Origin of the sequence: Caballeronia sp. LZ032, from assembly GCF_031451315.1 — a bacterium.
Lineage (GTDB): Bacteria > Pseudomonadota > Gammaproteobacteria > Burkholderiales > Burkholderiaceae > Caballeronia.
Genome location: NZ_JARUXP010000069.1, coordinates 1 through 395, shown reverse-complemented (window position 1 = coordinate 395; position 395 = coordinate 1). Strand labels below are relative to the sequence as shown.

At 65.1% G+C, this 395-nt stretch carries 1 protein-coding gene; it reads right to left on the bottom strand.

Translation table 11 applies throughout. The features are described from left to right. Window positions 1-395: hypothetical protein (locus QCE69_RS39450; protein WP_309936175.1), on the bottom strand; the 395-nt coding region annotated here is incomplete at both ends.

The window sequence follows — 395 nt, the reverse complement described above, 5'->3', positions numbered from 1 at the left end:
CCCAGGCGTTTCTGTACCTTCTGCGGATCGAGGTCGAGCTGCCGCAGAAAGTAGTCGCTCGAAATGAAGCGCCGCTGGTTCGTAAGAGCCGGATTGGTCACGACGAGATACGTCGCGTCCGGCGCGCCCGTGCGACTGAACAGGCCGCCTGGCGGAATCGAGAGGTTCAGCAACACGCCTTGCGCCGTCGCGCCCGCGATTACGGGATCGATCACTCGCGAGCCGGATCGCGTGCCAAGGTCGCCGATCACGACGCCTGAACCCGCCTGAGCCGGAGCGAGTCCGATAGACGGCATGCCCGCGTTGGCCGCCGTGTTGTCGATGCTCACACCCGAGCCCGAGAACGTGCGGCCTGCGACAAAGCTCGATTCGTAGGCGGGCAGCGCGAAGTATCG